The organism is Bacteroidota bacterium (genome assembly GCA_008933805.1).
Lineage (GTDB): Bacteria > Bacteroidota > Bacteroidia > UBA8524 > UBA8524 > SB11.
This window is the reverse complement of record WBUH01000001.1, coordinates 1-18,678: the sequence shown is the minus strand read 5'-3', so window position 1 is coordinate 18,678 and position 18,678 is coordinate 1. Positions and strand designations below refer to the sequence as shown.

General features: G+C 42.7%; 12 protein-coding genes and 1 tRNA gene. 8 read left to right on the top strand and 5 right to left on the bottom strand.

Going from position 1 to position 18,678, the window contains the following annotated elements:
• Both F9K23_00065 and F9K23_00060 read right to left on the bottom strand, forming a co-directional pair.
• On the bottom strand, window positions 1–2,292 hold the full coding sequence (locus tag F9K23_00065) for a DUF3857 domain-containing protein (protein KAB2918565.1): 2,292 nt from the start codon (window positions 2,290–2,292) through the stop codon (window positions 1–3).
• A gap of 21 nt (window positions 2,293–2,313) precedes the next feature.
• Window positions 2,314–4,614: a transglutaminase domain-containing protein gene (locus F9K23_00060; GenBank protein KAB2918564.1), complete on the bottom strand. Its 2,301-nt coding sequence runs from the start codon at window positions 4,612–4,614 to the stop codon at window positions 2,314–2,316.
• Window positions 4,615–4,817: 203 nt separating this feature from the next.
• Between F9K23_00060 and F9K23_00055 the strand changes: the two genes are divergently transcribed.
• The 3 genes from F9K23_00055 (at window position 4,818) to F9K23_00045 (ending at window position 10,824) form a co-directional block, all read left to right on the top strand.
• Complete coding sequence (locus F9K23_00055) at window positions 4,818–5,195, top strand: hypothetical protein (protein ID KAB2918563.1); 378 nt, start codon at window positions 4,818–4,820, stop codon at window positions 5,193–5,195.
• A gap of 71 nt (window positions 5,196–5,266) precedes the next feature.
• Complete coding sequence (locus F9K23_00050) at window positions 5,267–9,622, top strand: CusA/CzcA family heavy metal efflux RND transporter (protein ID KAB2918562.1); 4,356 nt, start codon at window positions 5,267–5,269, stop codon at window positions 9,620–9,622.
• A gap of 11 nt (window positions 9,623–9,633) precedes the next feature.
• On the top strand, window positions 9,634–10,824 hold the full coding sequence (locus tag F9K23_00045; protein ID KAB2918561.1) for an efflux RND transporter periplasmic adaptor subunit: 1,191 nt from the start codon (window positions 9,634–9,636) through the stop codon (window positions 10,822–10,824).
• A 19-nt stretch (window positions 10,825–10,843) separates the two neighbouring features.
• Here the strand turns inward: F9K23_00045 and F9K23_00040 are convergent, their stop codons facing one another.
• The 3 genes from F9K23_00040 to F9K23_00030 are packed head-to-tail and all read right to left on the bottom strand — an operon-like array spanning window position 10,844 to window position 14,190.
• Window positions 10,844–11,818 (bottom strand): adenylyltransferase/cytidyltransferase family protein, encoded by a 975-nt coding sequence (locus F9K23_00040; GenBank protein ID KAB2918560.1) that lies wholly within the window; start codon window positions 11,816–11,818, stop codon window positions 10,844–10,846.
• Entirely contained in the window at window positions 11,808–12,905 is a 1,098-nt protein-coding gene (locus tag F9K23_00035; GenBank protein KAB2918559.1) for an AMP-binding protein, read from the bottom strand. The genes F9K23_00040 and F9K23_00035 overlap by 11 nt, the downstream gene beginning before the upstream one ends.
• A gap of 10 nt (window positions 12,906–12,915) precedes the next feature.
• Window positions 12,916–14,190 carry an aminotransferase class V-fold PLP-dependent enzyme gene (locus F9K23_00030; protein ID KAB2918558.1) on the bottom strand — a complete coding sequence of 425 codons (1,275 nt, stop codon included), beginning with the start codon at window positions 14,188–14,190 and terminating at the stop codon, window positions 12,916–12,918.
• 176 nt (window positions 14,191–14,366) lie between these two features.
• Between F9K23_00030 and F9K23_00025 the strand changes: the two genes are divergently transcribed.
• From F9K23_00025 to F9K23_00005, 5 genes are all read left to right on the top strand, one after another.
• Window positions 14,367–14,768 (top strand): response regulator, encoded by a 402-nt coding sequence (locus F9K23_00025; GenBank protein ID KAB2918557.1) that lies wholly within the window; start codon window positions 14,367–14,369, stop codon window positions 14,766–14,768.
• 147 nt (window positions 14,769–14,915) lie between these two features.
• Window positions 14,916–16,016, top strand: coding sequence for an anhydro-N-acetylmuramic acid kinase (locus F9K23_00020; GenBank protein KAB2918556.1), 1,101 nt, complete (start codon window positions 14,916–14,918; stop codon window positions 16,014–16,016).
• A 55-nt stretch (window positions 16,017–16,071) separates the two neighbouring features.
• Window positions 16,072–17,301 (top strand): amino acid dehydrogenase, encoded by a 1,230-nt coding sequence (locus F9K23_00015; protein KAB2918968.1) that lies wholly within the window; start codon window positions 16,072–16,074, stop codon window positions 17,299–17,301.
• 16 nt (window positions 17,302–17,317) lie between these two features.
• Window positions 17,318–18,424, top strand: a complete 1,107-nt coding sequence (locus F9K23_00010; GenBank protein ID KAB2918555.1) for a mechanosensitive ion channel family protein — start codon at window positions 17,318–17,320, stop codon at window positions 18,422–18,424.
• Window positions 18,425–18,492: 68 nt separating this feature from the next.
• A tRNA-Pro gene (locus F9K23_00005) sits at window positions 18,493–18,566 on the top strand.
• Window positions 18,567–18,678 lie beyond the last annotated feature (112 nt).

Below are 18,678 nucleotides of genomic sequence, written 5' to 3'. Positions count from 1 at the left end.
TTATTTGCTTAAAATAAGTTTAACACTACGGAAATCAACTGCCTCGTCAATAAACTTCAGCAGGTCTTCCCATTTATCTTTACTATGAAAATTACCCTTATACACTTTTTCTAAATGTATTTTAAGGGTAGAGCCTTCCAGTTTGGCGGTTGACACAAAACTTCCGGTTTCGTTCTCAACATTGCGGTTCAATGCGTCAATGCTTGATACCTGCATACCACCGGGTATTACCAGTTCTATATCGTATACAAACGACCTTGAATAAGGAAACACAATATCCCCTTGACGCTCGCGGTCATCTTTGTCGTTCAACTCAATCTGACCGTCAATAAACTCACCAATCTTTAAGATATAAACATTGCCCCCGTTGCTATCTAGCAAATCCACCAAGCGGTATTCCTCATCAAAAATTATATCGGGTTGTCCAACTTCAAGTCCGTTTTGCTTAATAGTCAACTTATCATGCGATGCCATAACATAGTCACTTCGTAAATCACGTTTGGCGTTCTTTTGGGCTATTTTGCTATACCTGTCAACAATCCCTTTTTGTATCCTGGCTTCTTCTTCATCCAAAAAGTTATCATCTCTAAGTGCTGATTTTTCGTAAACAAAGCCGTTGGCAAACATCCTCTCCGTCTTAAACTGTTCTTTCACTTTTTCAAAGTAGTTTTCGTATGAAAAAGTGCGAGCCTTAAAACGGTAGCGGGGCATTCCTTTAAGATGAGTATTACGGGCAACTTTCAGTGTATCTAAATCATCTTGAAACTCGGCTTTAATCTCAAACTTAAATTGGTTATCGGCAGGCTTAGTAACAGCAATGCTGTATTCATCCAATTTAATTCTTCGACGAGACGATGCCGGTTTAATCTCATACAGTTTAATTCCCTCAAAAGCGGGGTTTACTTCACCGGGTTGGGCATAAAAGTCACAATCCGTATAAATTACTTCCTCACCATCAATGTTCATTTTAATACCCCATATCAAATCTTCTTTACTTACCAACGCATCCATGCCCCCCGCCGACGATGGCACCCCGGCAATAAGGGTGTAGTCAATCAGGCGTTTGCGGCAAATCTTCACCATGTACATCACAAAGTCAGAATTATTTAAAGCTACATCATATGGTGCTTCATCACTGAAACGGGCTATTTGAAATAATTTAGTGGTGCGGTAGTGGTTGTAAAAAGCTTCAATAAATTCCCTGTTACCCTTTATTTTTTTACCTTGGGTTTTGTAAAATTTATAATAAATATCGCCGGTAGCTTCTTTACTATCCTTTAAAAATTTATGAGCAATTTTTTTAATATCCTTTTCATTTACCGCTGTTTTTAGTTTGTTTTTACGGTCAATCAATTTTTCCGTTTTCTTTTTCTCGCGGTTATTGGCAAACGTAATTTCGTACTTAATGGCCGGTAGGCTGGCAAAGGGTTCGCTAAACTCCTCTTCTTTTAGTCGGTCGCGCATTCCGTCTTTAAAAACCCACAACCTCCTTTTGCGTTTTTTGCTGTCACCTTCTTCAATTTCAGGCGCACCGTTCAACGAGCGAAAATTCAGGTAAAAGTTACGACCTAAATCAAACGACACCTTTTGTCCGGCAACAGGTACATCGTCGTGCAATAATTTTGCATTACCAAACGACCCTGTATAACCGGCATCGTACACAATAGAAAGACCCACTTTAACCCATGTAAAAGGCCACACCAACGCCGTCAAGGGATCAGTCCAATGAAAATAGTTACGGTTAAAACGCATGGCATCAAACGAGTACACATCAATAATATCTCCGGGCTCAAGACCGGGTATTGCAAGTTTTTTATATTGGGTAATACTTACATTAGCTCCTAAAAACAAATTTGGAATGTTCTCTTTTACCTCTATTGCTTCATCCAAATCCACCATTGTCCTTGTGCCGTCAGGCTTTTGGATATAAATTTCAACAATATCCCCCTCATCAAAATAATATTCAGAGTAGGTTTCAACGGCATACTTATCTTGTAGTTTAATTTTGGTTCTAAAAAAGAAATGCAGGTACCCGATGTTGTTCCATGGGTTCACATCACCCTGATAATGCATTTTTCTACCCAACACCACCATCGATTCGTTTTTCCACTTTTCGGGCACATCGTTCGACTCGAAAACCTCATCATCAAAGGCATCTTCTTTAATATACTGCTTAAACAGTTCTTTTCTTTCTTGTTCAGAGTATGGAAGTCGTTTCCTGCTAAACTGGGCATTTGCACTTACGGCAACAGCAAGCACCAGCAATAATGTATATAGTATTCTCTTCAGCATTTTACTTAGTGTTTGGTGGGGTTATTTAGTTAAAACAATATAGCTGTCATAAAAATCAGTCAGCTCATCAACGGCCTCATTCCAAGCCCTTATTTGGCCGCGGTGCAAATAGCCTTTTGGCAACGATATTTCTTTGGTGTAAACAATACTATTACCTTGTTGTGTATAGGATAATTTAAACTCAAAATAATCATTGGTAATGCTCAGCGCCGCAGGTAACGAAGCCACTTTGTATCCGGCAGGGATAGCAATGGTTGAAGTTTTAACCGTATGTTTTTTATGCAAAAACGAATAATGCGTTAACCGTGCTGTATCAATTCGGTAGTTAGCCCACTCACGGTCCCAGTCGGTGTTTACAAACAGCTTTTTACCCTCTTCAATCACTCGGTTACGAGCCTCTATGTTGTACGAAATTTCAAACGGCTGGCTGCGCTCCCCAAAATCGGTATGATTCATACCTGACACTGACAGGTTAAAATCATTGTCATTTAAAAAGCCGCGCAATGCACGTTCGCGTTCATCAAGGCGCATATTGTCATAAGAGCGTATCACATTTGTTTTGCTCTCGCCATGATATACACGCTTTACAGTACCCTTCACCAATTTATTATCAATAGTAAAGTTCTCAGTTTTAATCACCTTGTTATGCAAATGGTCAAACTCAGGCACTGAGTCAACAATGTATTTTTCTCCGTCTTCAATCACCACCCTGCGTCCTTGTATGCGTTTGGCATAATCACCAAACGAAACAAAACTTTCTGTACCGTCTAAGAAATAGCGTTTGTTTTTATCGGTACTATCAGGATATACCACGCAAATCATGTGGTTGGCCGCTGAAAGGCTTGGCGTAGTTCCGTCGTAGGCTATACGGTCAGTCCCAATCCAAGTTAGGCGGGCATCATACCCAACTGATTTCAGCATCTCTTTGGTAAGGTTGGCCATACCTTTACAATCACCATAACGTTTGTTAAACACGCTTTGGCAATCATCAGGCACAAACCCGGCAAGCCCGTCTTCAAAAGCTATGTAGCGAATGTTATCCTGTACCCAGTAAAATATGGCCGATATTTTTTCCTCATCGGTAGTTTTATCCGCAATCAGTTTCTCAGCAGTTTTCTTAATGTCTTCCTGCTTGTTGTCCATCTTTTGGGTAAGTGTGTTATACCACGAGTACAAATCATCGGTATTACGCATCAAACTGGTGGTATCAGAACCGTTTGTGTAGCTTTTGCAAAGCACCAATAAATGCGGTATGCTGTGCGAAGGGCCATAGTTATATGGCTCACGCTTCATAGCAGGCATATTTTTAACTATGTAGTTAATGGTTTTGGTGTTGCCTGATGAGCTTGATTTAGTCTTTTTCTTCTTTTTCTTTTTTGAGGTTTTTTTCTTCTTTTTCTTCGATTTACTGTCACCATCGTCCTCATCTTCCTCTTCTACATCATCAGCCGGTGCAGGAGGAGCTCCTTCTGTACGGGTAATCTCATACCCGTCAAAGTTCATCTCTATCAATTCTACATCCAACCCTTCGGGAATTTCGAAAGACACTATCTTCTCTTTAACAAAATAGTCTTCTGAAAAATATACCGAAGTTAGGTAGCGGTAATCACGATAGTTCAGGTTGTAATCCAATTGAACACTATTTCCTAAAACGTAGGTAGGGATTGACATTACCGCCATTTTTTCATCCGAATGGAAAATACCGGCATCCTCATAGTTTTTAGTTACCGCAGGAACTATAAACCTTGAACTTGGAGTTTTTGCATACTGACCTCCGACACCTGAAACGGATGTTGTTCCGTCATAAAATATCACGTGGTCGTAGCTTAGGTTATCATTTAGCGCAACTACATCTACCAAGTGTTTTTCATCAATGGTAACGCCTGTTTTCTCCCAGTCAGATTCATCGGTATCTATATTTTTTAATACTTGCTCTACCGTTTTTTCATCAAAACGTTTAGAGGTACGTATACCGTTAATATAGGTTACCCTCGCCCCTGCAAACCCCTTACTGCCACCGTAATCATCGTTATCTCTTTTAATCTTTTTCTTCTTCTTAGATGTTTTGTTGTTATCAGCCTTTTTCAGCTTTCCTTCATCCACATTAAATGTGTAAGTAACCTGCCAAGAGCGGTACAAAAAGTCTTCGTCAGGGTATTTTGCCTTAAGACGGTCGCCTTCTTCAATCATGTCTTTCGACACAAAATTGTACTCCATCGGCCGGAAGAAGTAACTTGCAGGAAGGATGTAGGTCTGGTAAGAACAAGAACTAATGAACAACAGTACCGACACTGTTGCCAAAATTGTAAATAGTCTCCTCATAGGTTAATAGATCGTTTTCAAAGAGGTAGCGAATCACTACAATAGTGCAACTACCTCAAAGTTTTGCAATAATAATTTATTTGTGTTAGCTGATTTGTTAAGTCATCAATCGTTTATCGAAAACTTTAAAATATTGGTTATGCACAATAAACCAGTTTAATAGGGCAAACCAATTGTTATTTTGTTAATTTTGTAATGAAAAAATGGGCAAACGTTTCACATACCTGCTTGCCATTATCGGGCTAATGCTGTTGCTGGCGCACCAGTTGGTACCCCATTGCCATTGCCCTGAGCCGGATACACGTGAAGCCTGTGAAACTCCCCATGAAGATTTTGACTGGCTAAGTAAAATTTTCGGCACTGATATTGGCACCAACCACTTAGAAACCTTTGAGGTTGTAAAAGTACAAAACGTTACCCCGCAGATACTGGCGGCCTTGCAAGTGTTTGTGCTGCCTAAAATGTTTTACGCACCCAGTCCTCAACTTCAAACCACAAATTATACTTGCATATTGTTTGTGCCCACCCTTCTTAAAGGGCACATTGCAGCATTATCATTGCGGCCTCCGCCAATAGCCTGATTTTCTCTTTCATAATTTAATGGTGCTGCACTATCGTGCGGACACACTATTCATTTGATTTTTAAAATTTTATGATTGACAGGATTATTGCATATTCCATAAAAAACAAGTTGGTTATTGCCCTGCTGATGTTGGGGTTAATAGCTTGGGGTACAGTTTCGCTGATGAACCTGCCCATTGATGCCGTGCCAGACATCACCAACAATCAGGCACAAATTATTACCTCGTCGCCCTCATTGGCAGCACAAGATATTGAAAGGCTGGTAACCTTCCCTATCGAACAAACGATGGCCACCATACCCGGCATTGAAGAAATGCGTTCCTTTTCTCGTTTCGGCCTTTCGGTAGTTACTGTTGTTTTTAACGATGATATAGATATTTACTGGGCGCGGGAACAAATAAACCAACGCCTCACATTAGCCCGTCAACAAATACCTGCCGCCGCAGGAATACCTGAAATGGCACCGGTAACTACAGGCTTAGGCGAGATATTCCAATACACGATACAACCCCAAAAAGGGTTTGAGGATAAATACGATGCAACAGAACTGCGCACCATACAAGACTGGGTGGTACGCCGCCAATTGTTAGGAGTTGAAGGTGTGGCCGATGTAAGCAGTTTCGGCGGGCTATTGAAGCAATACGAAATTGCTATTGACCCTGATAAGTTGAGGAGTGCCAATATTACCATAGACGAAGTGTTTGCAGCATTGGAGCGTAACAACCAAAATACTGGCGGGGCATATATTGATAAAAACCCAAACGCTTGGTTTATACGCAGTGAAGGTTTGGTAGGCACAATGGCCGATATTGAAAAAGTGGTTATTAAAAACACCCCCGGCGGCCAGCCTATATTGATACGAAATGTAGCCAATGTGCAAATGGGGCACGCAGTACGATACGGCGCACTTACCCGAAACGATGAAGGAGAAGCGGTTGGAGCAGTAGTATTAATGCTGAAAGGTGCCAACTCATCAAAAGTGATTGACAGGGTAAAAGAACGCATCGCCCAAATTGAAAAAACACTACCCGACGGATTAAAAATTGTTGCCTACCTCGACCGTACGAAACTGGTAGATAACGCCATAGGTACCGTAACTAAAAACCTTGCTGAAGGTGCTTTGATAGTAATTTTTGTGCTGGTATTGCTGTTGGGCAACCTGCGTGCAGGATTAATTGTAGCATCAGTAATACCCTTAGCTATGTTGTTTGCCGTGGGGATGATGCAGTTGTTCGGCGTATCGGGTAATTTGATGAGCTTAGGTGCTATCGACTTTGGGTTGATTGTGGACGGAGCTGTAATTATTGTAGAAGCCACCATGCACCATTTGGGGGTAAGAAACCTGCAACGCAAACTCACCCAAGCCGAAATGGACGATGAGGTGTATCATTCAGCCAAAAAAATACGGAATGCCGCCGCCTTCGGAGAAATCATCATCTTGATTGTGTACCTGCCCATACTTGCCTTGGTAGGTATAGAGGGGAAAATGTTCGGCCCTATGGCACAAACGGTATCGTTTGCCATTTTAGGAGCGTTCATTCTCTCTCTTACCTATGTTCCGATGATTTCGGCACTATTTCTCAGCAAAAACGTATCCAACAAACGTACCTTTTCTGATAAACTGATGGACTTTTTCCAACGCTTATACAGTCCTGCCATCAAGTTTGCCCTTAAAAGAAAAGCACTGGTTATCACCAGCTCCGTCGTTGCCCTTGCAGGAGCACTAATACTGTTTATAAACATGGGCGGCGAGTTTATCCCCTCGCTAGACGAAGGCGATTTTTCAGTAGAAACAAGGGTACTTACAGGTTCATCGTTAAGCCACACTATCGAAATAAGCCAAAAAGCCGCAGGCATACTAAAAGCGAAGTTTCCCGAAGTAAAAGAAGTGATAGGGAAAATTGGTTCGTCGGAAATACCTACCGACCCCATGCCCATTGAAGCTTGCGACATGATTGTAGTGCTGAAAGACCGCGACGAATGGACGAGTGCGGAAACCCGTGATGAACTGGCTGAAAAAATGGCAAAGGAACTGGAGGCCATCCCCGGGGTGAGTTTCGGGTTTTTGCAACCCATACAAATGCGGTTTAACGAGCTAATGACCGGAGCAAGGCAAGACGTAGTAATTAAAATTTACGGCGAAGACCTTGATAAACTTACTGAGTATGCTGAAAAAACAGGAAAACTGGTAGCACAAGTGCAAGGTGCGCAAGACATTTATGTGGAGAAAGCTACCGGCTTGCAGCAAATGGTGGTGAATATAGACCGCGAAGCACTGGCACGCTACGGCCTTGATATTGAAACCGTAAACCGTGCCTTACGGGTAGGTTTTGCGGGAGAAGCCGCCGGGCAGGTTTTTGAAGGCGAACGCCGTTTTGATATGGTGGTGAGACTGGACAAAAACAATCGGCAAAATATTGAAGATTTGAAAGGATTATATGTTCCTGCCCCCAACGGGCAAAACGTACCCCTTGAACAGATTGCAGACATTGATTTTGTGAGCGGCCCCAACCAAATACAACGCGACGATGCCAAACGCCGTATTGTGATTGGCTTTAACGTGCGCGGACGGGATGTACAAAGCATTGTAGAAGAAGTGAAAGCAAAAATGGAAACCCAAGTAAAATTCTCACCGGGTTATTATGCCACCTACGGCGGTACTTTTAAAAACTTTGAAGAGGCACGCAACCGCCTTGCCATTGCTGTTCCCGTAGCTTTACTACTCATCTTCGTACTGCTGTATTTCACCTTTCACTCCATCGGGCAAAGCCTGCTTATATTCACAGCCATTCCCTTTTCGGCTATTGGCGGTGTTTTGGCATTGTGGCTGCGCGATATGCCCTTTAGTATCTCGGCAGGTGTAGGGTTTATCGCACTGTTTGGGGTAGCCGTATTAAACGGTATCGTGTTGATTGGAGAGTTTAACCGACTGAAAAAAGAAGGATATACCCAACTCAACCGCATTATATTAAAGGGTACCGCCGTACGCTTGCGCCCCGTTATTATGACTGCTTTAGTGGCTTCTTTAGGCTTTTTACCCATGGCACTTTCAAACTCATCGGGTGCAGAAGTACAAAAACCACTTGCCACCGTAGTAATAGGCGGGCTTATTACTGCTACCTTATTAACCTTGTTAGTCCTGCCTGTGCTATACAGCCTCTTTACTAAATCCTCATTCACTAAAAAACTTCCAGTTACCCCCGCAATAACTTGTCTTGCATTGGCTTTGATTCCATTTACAGGCGCAGCCCAAACTCCGCTTACGCTTGAAACGGCCATTAACACTGCCCTGCAAAACAATTATGGCATACAGGCATCAAAGCAAGAAGTTACTCATCGGCAGCTGCTCAAAAAAACAAGCTCTGATATTGGGAAAACTAACATCAACGTAATGTTAGGGCAGTATAACAGTATCCAAACCGATAATAACATTACAATTAGCCAAACACTGCCCTTCCCTACGGTATTGGGCAAGCGGGCACAATTAGCTACCGAAACGGTAAAAAGCAGCCAATTGCAATTATCAGCCAACGAAAACAGCCTTGTAAAAGCTGTAAAACAAACGTGGCATGAAATAGTGTACCTGCTGGCTAATGAAAAGCTTTTGGTTGAACAAGACAGCTTGTACAAAGGGTTTGTCCAAACGGCTTCAGCACGTTATGCAGCCGGAGAAACCAACTTGCTTGAAAAAACCACCGCCCTTGCCCGACAAGGACTTGCCACCGATGCACTGCAACAACACCGTGCACTGCTAAACAGCAAATACACGTATTTACAACTGTTGCTAAACACCCCTGATAGTCTGCAATTTCCTGCGGTTTCGTTTGAAGCAAAAACAGGCAGTACCCTTGCCGATAGCAACCAATTGCACAAAAACCCTTTGCTGCAATGGTGGCAACAGCAACAAGTAATTGCATATAAACAAAAACAAGTAGAGGGGGCATTGTTACTACCCGATATTACCATCGGCTACTTTAGCCAAACGCTTATCGGTACGCAAACCATTGGCGGAAACTCGGTATTCTATGGTAGCGAAAAGCGGTTCACCGGTATGCAGGTGGGAATAAGCATTCCCTTGTGGTTTGCCCCGCAAACAGCTAAAGTAAGGGCTGCTGAAACGCAACAGCTTATCAGTCAAACACAATACAAACAGGCTGAACTTGAACTAAACACAGGGTATAAACAAGCTGTTTTGGAGTTTACTAAAAGCAAAACCTCGTTGGATTACTACACAAACACTGCTTTGCCCAATGCGCAGCTTATTATGGAGCAAGCCCAAAAAGCATGGAAAAGCGGTGAAATAGGTTATGTAGAATACCTGCAAAGCCTATCGGCAGCTATTGAGATAAAACAAAACCATTTACAGGCTTTGAATAATTACAACCAAGCAGTAATTGAAATTGAATACCTGCTGGGCATTAAATAACGTTTACCACCATGAAAATTAACAAGATAGTATATATAGCAACGTTCATCACACTATTGGGTGCCTGTAAAAACTCGTCAACAGAAGGTGCAAAAGAAGCAGATACCCACGCGGATGAACACGAACACGGCAGCCATATTGAACTAACTGCCGAGCAAGTTAAAAATGCGGGCATTGTGTTGGGCAGTATCGAGATGCGCCAACTTAGCGGCACGATAAAAGCCACCGGCGTTTTGGATGTCCCCCCGCAAAACCTAGTATCGGTTACGGTTACATTGGGAGGATTTTTACAACATACCGAGTTGTTGCAAGGTATGCAAGTGAGCAAAGGGCAAGTAATCGCTACCCTTAAAAGCAACGAGTATATACAACTGCAACAAGATTATATAGAAAACCGCAGCAGGCTTGAGTTTTTAGAAGCTGAATACAAAAGGCAGGAGCTATTGGCCAAAGACAATGTAAACGCTTTGAAAACCCTGCAACAATCAAAAGCTGATTACGAAGGCACAAAGGCCAAAGCGCAAGGATTAAGAGCAAAACTGCAAATGGCAGGAGCTCCGCTTCAACAAATTGAAAAGGGAGACATTAGTGCGGTGTTAAACATCACATCGCCCATCAGCGGTTACGTAACCCAAGTAAATGTTAGTTTAGGCGCATTTATAAGTCCCGGTGTTGAGATGTTTAGAATTATTGACACTAAACACCTACACGCCGAAATACGTGTGTTTGAGCGTGACCTGTCAAAAATTAAGCTGGGTAATTTGGTGCATTTCAGCATTGCCCACGAAACTACCGACCGCAAAGCCCATGTATATCTTATCGGCCGCGAAATTGAGCAAGACCGCACCGTACGCATTCATTGCCATTTGGATAAAGAAGACCCTGAGTTGTTGCCCGGTATGTTTATTACCGCCACCGTTGAAACCCAAAGCGGTACGTTGCCTTCGCTGCCCAACGAAGCTGTAGTGGCCTACGAAAACAAGAAATACATTTTTGCTTTTGAGGGGACTAAAAAAGAGGGGGATGCAGAGATGAACGAGTATGCAATGATTGAGGTCACCTCAGGATTAAGTGAAAACGGTTTTACCGAAGTACAATTACCGACCAAAACGGATATGAAAGAGTTGAAAGTGGTAACCAAAGGTGCCTACGCATTGCTTGCCAAACAATTTAACAGCGAAGAAGGCGGGCACGGACATTAATACATCATACGGCAGGCACTTACTCTAACAGGTAATTTTGGTGCTTGCCGTATTTTTCTAAAATACGGATGCTTGAGGAGCTGATGTGCTCGAATTGCGGGTCGCTGAAAAGACTTACCACTTTCACTTCGGGCATAAAATCCTGCATATAGCGGTACTGCTTCATTTCGTACTTTAAATCCTCGGTGTTCCGTAAGCCGCGAATCAACGTTACATCATACCCCAACGACTTTACAAAATCAGTAATCAGTCCGTCATACTCTTCAATTTGCCTGAAAGAGATGGTTTGCGGCACTGGCCATTTAGCATTGTTCTTTTCAAGGTTTTTGCCAAAAGCAATAATCACCTTATCAAAAATCTGCTCGGCCTTTTGCAAAATATTGTAATGCCCTTTGTGAAAAGGATTAAAACTGCCCGCATACACCCCTATTGAGGGTTTGCGGTTGGCTACATAAGAAATCAGATTGTTTAGTTTACCGTCAATATTAAACTGTTGCAGCACCCTAATCCTTTCAGGGCGGTACAATTTCCAATCGGCGTATTGAAACTCTTTAAAAATCTTGTTTTCGTAATCAAGTAAGCCCTCAAACGGTTTATCAAAAACAGCGATATCCGCTTTTTGAAACACTGCCGATAACGGCGAAGTGGTTTCATGGGTTTGTGTATCAGCTATTATCAGCTCTACTTCTTCTTTAACTTCCTTAGGCCCGTTAAATACTTCTTTAAACAACCGCTTTGATTTCAGCTCATTATCCAACGCCTTGGGGTTGTAAATTATATCATGAAAAACGGCACTCAAAAAAAGAACATCGTTATCTAGTGCGCCGTAGCGTTTAAAATACTCCAGTATCTCAATCACATGATCAAGCGTGTGATAAAACCTTTGGGGTTCATCATAACGGTTAATCAGCGTAGCATCAACTCCAAGCGCTGCCAGCCTTTCTTCAATATACTTGCGGGTTATTCCTGTCATACCGCTTATTTTATTTTCCAAATAGCAACTGTGCGGTTTTTTGTCGTTGCACTTTACCGCTGTCAGTCAATACAAAATCAGCTATGTAAAAAAATTGTTTGGGCACCTCGTACCGCTCTAAGTAGCTGCGCAAATCAACTTTGGCCTCATACTCATCCATTGCAGGCAACGGGTTACCCTTTATTATGGCAATCAGTTTTTGTCCTAACTCTTCATCGGGCACATACCAAGCAAAACTATCTCGCCCTGCCAATTGCTTCAAACTGGCCAACGCCGATTCAACCTTTTCCAATTGAATCTTTACCCCGCCTGAGTTTATCACATTATCCATCCTGCCCAAAATCTCAAAACTCCCGTCGGGGAATATACGCACACGGTCGCTGGTTACAATATCAGCATATCCTGTTATCACCCCGTTTATTACCAAACGCTCTTCCCTATCCTTACTCACCTGCACCGATTTTAGCGGCACGTATCGTGGTGTAGTTCCTACCCCGTTTAGCTTACGCAAAGCAATATGGGTGTAGGTTTCCGTCATTCCGTAAGTATGGTAAAACTCAGGGTCAAGGTCGGTAAATCTCCTTGCCCAATCGTTGTTCATAGTAGCCCCGCCCACCAGTATTTTTTTAAACCTGTTAAGTTTCTGCACCGATACCATATCGTAGCCGGTCAAAATATGGTGCATTTGCAGGGGCACAAACGAGGCAAAGGTGTAATCGTGTTGTAGTGAAAGTTTCTCCATTGGGTTGCCTGATGGCTCAACCACCTCAACAGGAATGTTGGCCAAAAGGGCACGCACCAGCATCATTAGTCCGCCTGCCGTGTGAACCGAAAGGCACAGAAAAATCTTATCTGCCGATGTAACACCTAATACACTAAGAGTTTGCTGCGCACTTTGCTCCATCAGTTTGCGCTTCCAAACTATCGGCTTGGGGGTACCCGTACTGCCTGACGTGTGAATGGTAAATTCCTGCCTGCCCTGCAACCATTGTTGCGCAACGTGCAAAGCAACCCCTTGATTGGGGCTCAAATCACCTTCAAACAAAAAGTCAGAATCAGCAAGCTGAGAAAACGGTATGTTGTTATTTCCTAAGACTAAATAAGGCACACGTTTCTTTCTATTTTACCGATTGAGCCACCAAATCGGCTAGTTTATCGGCCTCTTCAAAGGTATTATAAATATGGAAGGATACCCTGTGGAAATTAAGCCCGTTTTCGGGAACATAGCGTAAACGCATACCTGCTTTGTTGGCTATCCCCGTAAACTCTTCGCCCGGTAACGATGGCATGGTAAAGCTCACCACCGAACCTCTTGACATTGCTTCTGCGGGGGTGGTAAGCACCACTTTCCCTTCTAATTCCTGCATCCGTTTATAAAAATGAGATGCCAAAGCGGTTATACGCTGATTTATTTTCTCACGTCCTATTAACTCATGAAACTCAACGGCTGCCACCACCCCTTTATACAAAGGCGCACTCATAGAGCCATAATAGTAACGGTGTGCGTTATCTACATACCCTTTCAGTTCAGGCGGGTTGCTTAGCAAACTCCAGCCGGTATCACAATATCCGCCTACCCATTTGGCTTGTATGTCGTTCAGCTTTTCATGCTTCACATACAAAAAGCCTGTACCCTTTGGGCCAAGCATCCATTTGTGGCAGCAGCTAGCATAAAAATCGCAGCCCATATCGTTCAAATCAAGCACCAACATACCGGGCCCGTGAGCCCCGTCAATAAAAGAGTAGATACCCTTTTCTTTTGCCAACGTGCAAATTTCTTTAGCAGGTAATATTTGTCCTTGAGTACAAGGTATATGAGGCACAGCTATCACCCTTGTTTTTTTAGTGATGAGTGCATTAATACGGTTTAGGTTTTCGGCAGCCGTATCGGCAAGCTGAAGTACCTTTAGCACAATACCGTCAATTTTAGCACGGTTTAGCCACGGCAAGGCATTGCCCACATGTTCGTGGTTGGTAATTATTACCTCATCGCCTTTTTTCAAATCCAATCCCCAGCAAACTATGTTAATGCCTTCGGTAACATTTCGGGTAAGGCATATTTCATCGTCTTTGCAGCCTGTAAATCTTGCCAATGCAGGCACTGCATCTTCCCATCCCCCGTACTTTCCTGTACGGTCAACCTCAAGCATGGTAGTGTACTGGCTTTCAATAACACTATACGGCGATGGGCCCATAGTACCGTTATTCAAATAGGAGATTTTATCATCCAACGGAAAATTATTACGCACTAATCTCCAAAAATTTTCATCATCGGTTGCGGGCACACCGCTTAAATCAGTATAGTTATTCCCGCTTCCCAGCCGGGGCAAGAGTAGCGCCCCTGCGGTGGCAATAGCACTTCTTGTTATAAATTTTCTTCGGTTAGTGTTCATGGTTTCCGTTTATCAAACCTACATTAAGTACACATTTTTTCAAAAAAAATTCTACCGACGTGTGTATTTTTAAAAACCCGCCTTATATTTGAGAATAAACGAACGGTAGTTTTTTTAAACTTATAAACTGATAATAAAGGGATTGATGACTTTTAAAGGGTCTCTTTAGAGCAAACGTGGAAATAAGCTCTATACATATCTGCCTGATAGATGATGATGAGATACAAAATTTCATCAATGAGAAAGTTATTCAACGTTTCATACCCAATACTACCATCACTAAATACCTTAATGCTCAGCTGGCTATAGAACATTTGAAGGCCGGTTCTCTTAAACCCGATGTTATTTTGCTTGACATTAATATGCCCATTATGAACGGATGGGATTTTTTAAATGTGTTGCACAAAGAAAATCTGGAATATATCGGTGATAATAAACAGATTACTATCTACATTTTATCTTCGTCAAAAGACCCTTCTGATATCGAAAAAATGAAAGAATACCCTATTCTTAAAGGCTTCTTTCACAAACCTTTAAACCTTACCAGCCTGCAAACCTTATTGGATGATAGGAAATAATGCCTAAAGTGGCTTGATTACCTATGTTTTAAGGCAAACTTTTTTAAATTCGCAGCGCGCTTAAGGGGGCACACTTTTACACATCTGCCTCGGTAGTTTTTTAATACTTTGATTTTGCCCTTTTTGATTTGATTGATATTTAACTGAATGATTATGAAATACAACGTTTTAGGAATTATGTCGGGCTCTTCGATGGATGGGGTTGACCTTGCTCTTTGTGAGCTACAAGAAGATGGCGGCCAATGGGCTTACCGCATCGTAGAGGCTGAAACCGTTCCGTACGATTCTAAATGGCGCATTCGCCTTTCGCAACTGCGCAAGCAAACACCTGCCATTTATGCCAAAACCGATACATTTTACGGCTTATACCTTGGTTCGCTGGTAAACCAGTTCATAAAAAAACACAACGTAAAAGTTGATTTAATTGCTTCACACGGCCACACCGTATTTCACCAACCTGAAAGTGGTTTCACTGCACAAGTAGGTGCAGGTTCATCATTACACGGTTCAACAGGTCTACCGGTTGTCTCTGATTTCAGAACGGTGGATGTAGCCCTTGGCGGCCAAGGCGCTCCTTTAGTTCCAATGGGAGACACCCTTTTGTTTGCTAATTACGATGCTTGCCTAAACCTAGGCGGCTTTTGCAACATAACAGCAAAACGCAACGGCTCACTTACTGCTTTTGATATTTGCCCCGGTAACATCATATTAAACCGTATTGCCCGCAATCTTGGAAAAGATTACGACCACAACGGAGAAATAGCACTGAGCGGAAGCATTAACTACGACTTGTTGAAAAAACTGAACGAACTGCCTTTTTACACTAAAACCGGTGCTAAATCATTGGGACGTGAGTGGATTAACAGCGAGTTTTGGCCAATTGTACGTGACTATGAAAAAGCCAACAAGCAAGAGGATTTGATGAAAACCCTTGCCGACCACGTTGCCGGACAAATTGCCAAAGCCATTGACGCCCTTACCGATAACCAACCCGAAGGCTATAAAATATTGGTAACCGGCGGCGGTGCATACAACGAGGCTCTTATCGACCTTATGCGCACCCATAGCGATGCTGAGTTTGTGATACCCGAGGATAAAAACATAATTGAATACAAAGAGGCTCTTATTTTTGCACTGTTAGGATTGTTGCGCGTTAAAAACCAAACAAACGTATTGTCAGCAGCAACAGGCAGCAAAGCCGATAATATCGGCGGCGCTTTGTATGGCAATTTTTCGTCGCTTATTTAATTAACAATTACCCGAACACACTAAATATATTACGGAGATGATGTACAATGAATCGCTGAAAAGCCTGCTTGAGAAGTTTCAAAGCAAAAGGCCTGAAATAGTTTTTGAATGGAAAGACAGTGAAACCGAAGCCGAAGGCTGGGTGGTTATTAACTCACTGCGTGGCGGAGCATCCGGTGGCGGAACGCGTATGCGCAAAGGACTTAACAAATACGAGGTTGAGTCGCTTGCCAAAACTATGGAAGTTAAATTTTCAGTATCAGGCCCTCCTATCGGTGGTGCAAAATCAGGTATCAACTTCGACCCTGCCGACCCTCGTAAAAAGGGTGTGCTTGAGCGTTGGTACAAAGCGGTAACCCCATTGCTAAAGTACTACTACGGTACCGGCGGCGATTTGAACGTGGATGAAATACACGAGGTTATCCCAATGACACAAGCCAACGGGGTACGCCACCCGCAAGAATGTGTGGTAAAAAGCCACTTAAAAATTACTGACCCTGCTGAACAAGGCCGTCGTATAGAAAACCTTGTAAGTGGTGTAACTAAAGTATTGGACGATGAACGCTTTAGCCCTGATTTGAGCAAACCATACACCGTAAGCGATATGATTACCGGCTGGGGTGTTGCTGAAGGCGTGCGCCATTTTTACCACCTGTATGGCGGTGTTTTAAACTACAAAACTGCTGTTATACAAGGTTGGGGTAATGTGGCTGCTGCTGCTGCTTATTATCTTGCCAAAAACGGTGTAACTATCGTGGGTATTATCGACCGCGACGGCGGTTTGATTAAACAAGAAGGTTTCACTTTTGATGAAATCCGTCATTTGTTCTTAACCCGCGACGGAAACAAACTAAGCGCACCTAATATGCTTAGCTTTGAGGAAGCCAACGAGCAAATATGGAAGCTGAAAGCTGAAATATTTATCCCCGGTGCTGCATCAAGGCTGGTAAGCAAAAAGAATATGGACGACCTTATTGAAGGTGGTCTTGAAGTAATGAGCTGCGGTGCTAACGTACCTTTTGCCGATGAAGAGATATTTATGGGCCCGATAGCTGAATATGCCGACAATCACACAGCAGTAATCCCTGATTTTATTGCAAACTGCGGTATGGCTCGCGTATTTGCCTATTTAATGAGTGCTGAGGCACAATTAACGGATGAGGCTATTTTCCACGATGCATCTAAAATCATTTTTGATGCCATGGCAAAAGTTCATCAGTTTAATCCCAAACCAACAGGGCTTATGAAAAAAGGCCTTGAAATTTCGTTGATTAACTTAGTATAATCACTCAACTGCGAGAATGAAAGACCTGATATACCAACAATTTTTGGGCAACCCGGTAGGCAATTACCTACTGTGTTTGGCCATACTATTGTTGGGATTTTTCATCCGCAACCTGATAAGTAAGGGCTTTAGCCGCTTGCTGTTCAAGTTCTTCCAAAAGTTTTCTAACCGTAAATTTTCAGAAGAGTTTGTCGGCTTGCTAAAAAGCCCTTTCAAACTTCTATTCGAACTGATATTGCTACATATAGCGTTTTACCCGTTGGTGCTTCCCAAATCGTGGAATATTGTCATCTACAAGGGCAAAAACTTTATGTACGTCATATCTACCCTTTACGAGCTGGCTCTGATAATATCCATTACATGGATATTATTACGCATGGTTGAGTTTATCTCACTAGTGCTTATGTCTCGTGCCATGCTTACTGAAGACAAGTCTGACGACCAATTGGTAGGATTCTTCAAAGAGCTCACAAAGTTCTTGGTTGTAGTGCTATCGCTGTTCTTCATCTTAGGGCTTGTGTTTCACGTAAACATAGCCGCTTTAGTAACGGGTTTAGGATTGGGAGGTTTGGCCATAGCACTTGCCGCACAAGAAACACTGGGCAATTTGCTGGCATCGTTTATTATCTTTTTAGATAAACCCTTCAAGGCGGGAGATTTGGTAAACGTATCAGAGATTACCGGAACCGTTGAAAAAGTAGGTTTCCGCAGCACCCGCATACGTACCTTAGATAAAAGCCTACTTACCGTTCCCAATAAAAAGATGATTGATGCCCCGCTAAACAATATCACCCTCAGCTCATTCCGCAGGGTAAGGTTTAGCCTAAAATTACTGTACAGCACCCGTGCCGAGCAGTTAAAGAAGATTTGCGACGAGATAAAAGCCGAACTGCAAAACCACGAATTGGTGGATGAAGATATTACTGTAAGGTTTACCGACTATGGTGAAAGCTCACTGGATATATTGGTGGTATTTTTTGTAAAAACCAACGAGTGGGATGTGATGATGGATGTACGAGAACGGTTAAACTATAAAGTGATGGAAATTGTAGAAAACAATGGCAGCGGTTTTGCCTATCCTACGCGCACTTTGTATTTGGATAAAAATTTCCCTAGTACTTGATTGGGCAGTTTTTTTTTTGTTGATTTGCAGCCCTCAAAAACAGCAATGTTTTTGCTTAATACGAGGCTCGGGGTGTAGCGCAGCCCGGTAGCGCACTTGCTTGGGGTGCAAGAGGTCGTGGGTTCAAATCCCGCCACTCCGACTTAAACATACTAACCCCAAAAATCCCATCACAAAACGATGGGATTTTTTGTTTTATACTATTTCATTTTGAACGATAGCGCATCCCGACTTAGGTCGGGAAGGTCGTGGGT

What these genes read in the sequence shown, in the direction of transcription:
- F9K23_00065 (KAB2918565.1), bottom strand. Translation starts at nt 2,292, where the DNA reads ATGCTGAAGAGAATACTATATACATTATTGCTGGTGCTTGCTGTTGCC.
- F9K23_00050 (KAB2918562.1), top strand. Translation starts at nt 5,267, where the DNA reads ATGATTGACAGGATTATTGCATATTCCATAAAAAACAAGTTGGTTATT.
- F9K23_00010 (KAB2918555.1), top strand. Translation starts at nt 17,318, where the DNA reads ATGAAAGACCTGATATACCAACAATTTTTGGGCAACCCGGTAGGCAAT.
- F9K23_00020 (KAB2918556.1), top strand. Translation starts at nt 14,916, where the DNA reads ATGATTATGAAATACAACGTTTTAGGAATTATGTCGGGCTCTTCGATG.
- F9K23_00055 (KAB2918563.1), top strand. Translation starts at nt 4,818, where the DNA reads ATGGGCAAACGTTTCACATACCTGCTTGCCATTATCGGGCTAATGCTG.
- F9K23_00060 (KAB2918564.1), bottom strand. Translation starts at nt 4,614, where the DNA reads ATGAGGAGACTATTTACAATTTTGGCAACAGTGTCGGTACTGTTGTTC.
- F9K23_00045 (KAB2918561.1), top strand. Translation starts at nt 9,634, where the DNA reads ATGAAAATTAACAAGATAGTATATATAGCAACGTTCATCACACTATTG.
- F9K23_00030 (KAB2918558.1), bottom strand. Translation starts at nt 14,190, where the DNA reads ATGAACACTAACCGAAGAAAATTTATAACAAGAAGTGCTATTGCCACC.